The sequence below is a fragment of the Streptococcus sp. HMSC072G04 genome (assembly GCF_001813295.1).
Taxonomy (GTDB): domain Bacteria; phylum Bacillota; class Bacilli; order Lactobacillales; family Streptococcaceae; genus Streptococcus.
In genome coordinates this window covers 1-2,439 of sequence record NZ_KV812014.1, presented here as the reverse complement: position 1 = coordinate 2,439, position 2,439 = coordinate 1, and the positions used below count along the sequence as shown (strand labels likewise).

Here is a 2,439-nt window from a genome sequence, read left to right as displayed (position 1 = left end):
AAAATACAGTTCTTGAACTGGAAAAAGTACAGACAAACAAGATAGATATTAACGATACTGATAATAACAATATTAAGTCGATTTGTCAGGAAGTTATTACTTATCTCAATCAGGTTACAAAGAAGAACTTCAACAAAAATACAGCTAGCCATCATAAATACATTAAGGCACGCTTGAAGGAAGGTTATGAACTAAAAGACTTTAAACATGTGGTTAACGTTATGGCAGCTACATGGATGGGAACAGATTATGAACGATATCTACAACCTCAAACGCTTTTTGGGAATAAGTTTGATAGTTATCTTAATCGTAGCATACCAAAAAATATCCGCTCATTTGCTTCAGCAGTTGATGAAAGGCTAGGATTCTAATGGAAGTTCTAAAAGATATTGAAAGAAAAAAGCTACTAGATAAAATCTGTGAAGTGCACTCTTGCCAATTATGGGAGAGTCCAGTAGTTATTGCTGGAAAATTGAAATATCTGCAGGTATGCCCTGAATGTGAGAAGGAAGAAATTAAACGGATAGAGAATAAGCTAAACAATGACTCAGCGATTAATTCAAAATTAGCTAAAACATTTGAAGTATTCAATCGCTTCAGCTTATTTCCTACTGAATTGATCGGAAAAAATTTAGAGAACTTTAGGACTGATAATCAGATTGCAGAGCAAGGTTTAAATTTTTCAAAAAGAATGCTAAGAGACTATGTGAAGGGAGAAACAGGAAATGTTATTATCACTGGCCCTCCTGGAGTCGGTAAGAGTCATCTATCAATCGCTTTAGCTTCTTCCCTGAACAATAAATTCAAGGACCTAGGTACTCCTAAAAGCATTATTTTCGTATCGGTAACTAGGTTATTTACTGAAATAGAAAATAGTTTTGGTGGGAAAGGCGATTTTACAGAAAGCCATGCTGTAGAAATGCTTAGCAATGTAGATTATCTCTTTCTCGACGATCTTGGAAAAGAGAGTAGCATGAGTGACACTCTCAAACAAGCAAACGAATGGAGACAAAGGGTTCTATTCAAGATCTTGGACAATCGACAGACGACTTTTATAAATACTAACTTATCTAGTAGCGATATCAAAAAAATCTATAATTCAGCACTTGCAGATAGAATTTTCAAGGGTGCAAGTAAACATATTTTTAAATTCCCTGATGGGATGGAAAGCAGAAGGTATTAATGGAAAATAAAAGATTAGTTGAGTTAATCAAAAAAACTCAAAAATGGTTTTATGATCGTAATTTACAGACTCAGAATCCTGATAAACAATTCTTAAAATTGTTTGAGGAAATTGGGGAATTAGCTAGTGGGTTAGCAAAAAAAACAAGATGACGTTATAAAAGATAGCATCGGAGACATTGCTGTAGTGTTAATTGTCCTTACTCTACAATTAGGAATTGATACGAAAGAAGTATTTCCACATACAGAATCAGTTCCTTCTACGAATTCTAACAAGGAAGAAGATCATTTTATTTTATTGCTAGATCAATCAGTTGCTGCTTACTTCAATCGCCAAAATTATCAATTTAAAAATGTAGCATTTGAATTAATTCGAGTATCTAAGTTTTTGAATATCGATTTTATAGAGTGTTTAGGCTTGGCATACGAAGAGATCAAAGATCGAACAGGGCGATTAGTTGACGGTGTTTGGGTGAAAGAGGAAGATTTAAGTTCTTTAGTAAAGGAGTTAGAGAATGAGCAAGTACACAAAGAATCAGATTGAACATGCTAAACAACAAGTGCAATTACTCCTAGCAAGTCGAGGTATGACTAGGAAACAATTATCCTTTGAATTAGGATATGGGAGTGATGCAGTTACTTCATGGTTAAATGGTAGAGTGCAGTTAGGAGAGTTTCAAGTTCAATGTCTTTGTGATTATTTTGGTGTGCCACAAAGTTCCATCGTTGGGGATCCAGAAGAGTTAGCAGATTACAAATTGTATAAAGATGGCAGCTACATCTGTCGAGGGCCACTTAAAGAATTGAGCCGTATTATCGGCAAAGATGCAGGTATGCTTAAGTATTATGCAGAATTGCATGCTCAAGGCAAAAAAACAGGAAATCTAATTGTTGTTAGAAGTGAGGAATGATGATGAATATAGAAGATTTAATTAAAAAATATGAAAGTCTTGAGGGTGTATGGAACGCAAACGGGGCAGAAATTGCCCGTCAATGCTTTTTAAGAGACTTGAAACAATTGAATGCAATAGATACGAAAAAAGTCACAGCCCATCAGTATGTTGCGGACTGGTACGAAGAAAACAAAGATGATTTTGAAGGAAATTTGTTTAGATGTGTCTATGAACTTTTCAAAAAACGAAATGATAATGAACTAACAAAATTTGAAGAATGGATTATTGATGGTGAAACCGAACCGTTTCTAACCCTTGTCAACATGCACCAGTTTGGCTACGAGGTCGAGAAAGAGAAGCGGTA

Annotated in this window: 6 protein-coding genes; all 6 read left to right on the top strand. The window is 34.9% G+C overall.

Annotation, left to right across the window (positions count from 1 at the left end):
• Nucleotides 1-371 (top strand): conserved phage C-terminal domain-containing protein (locus tag HMPREF2904_RS02610; protein ID WP_176744604.1); only part of this gene is annotated, 371 nt, incomplete at its 5' end.
• Entirely contained in the window at nucleotides 371-1,183 is an 813-nt protein-coding gene (locus tag HMPREF2904_RS02605) for an ATP-binding protein (RefSeq protein WP_070659789.1), read from the top strand. The genes HMPREF2904_RS02610 and HMPREF2904_RS02605, both read left to right, overlap by 1 nt.
• Nucleotides 1,183-1,335, top strand: a complete 153-nt coding sequence (locus HMPREF2904_RS11720; RefSeq protein WP_176744603.1) for a nucleoside triphosphate pyrophosphohydrolase family protein — start codon at nucleotides 1,183-1,185, stop codon at nucleotides 1,333-1,335. The genes HMPREF2904_RS02605 and HMPREF2904_RS11720 overlap by 1 nt, the downstream gene beginning before the upstream one ends.
• Nucleotides 1,336-1,369: 34 nt before the next feature.
• A complete protein-coding gene (locus HMPREF2904_RS02600) occupies nucleotides 1,370-1,726 on the top strand; it encodes a hypothetical protein (protein ID WP_083307523.1) in 357 nt (118 codons plus the stop codon).
• Nucleotides 1,698-2,093, top strand: a complete 396-nt coding sequence (locus HMPREF2904_RS02595; RefSeq protein ID WP_070659787.1) for a helix-turn-helix domain-containing protein — start codon at nucleotides 1,698-1,700, stop codon at nucleotides 2,091-2,093. Before HMPREF2904_RS02600 ends, HMPREF2904_RS02595 begins: the two co-directional genes overlap by 29 nt.
• 2 nt (nucleotides 2,094-2,095) lie before the next feature.
• Nucleotides 2,096-2,439, top strand: a 344-nt coding sequence (locus HMPREF2904_RS02590) for a DUF1642 domain-containing protein (RefSeq protein ID WP_218108837.1), incomplete at its 3' end; no start/stop codon positions are given.

Excerpts from the sequence above, each read along its gene's own strand:
- HMPREF2904_RS02605 (WP_070659789.1), top strand. The coding sequence starts at position 371 with ATGGAAGTTCTAAAAGATATTGAAAGAAAAAAGCTACTAGATAAAATC.
- HMPREF2904_RS11720 (WP_176744603.1), top strand. The coding sequence starts at position 1,183 with ATGGAAAATAAAAGATTAGTTGAGTTAATCAAAAAAACTCAAAAATGG.
- HMPREF2904_RS02595 (WP_070659787.1), top strand. The coding sequence starts at position 1,698 with ATGAGCAAGTACACAAAGAATCAGATTGAACATGCTAAACAACAAGTG.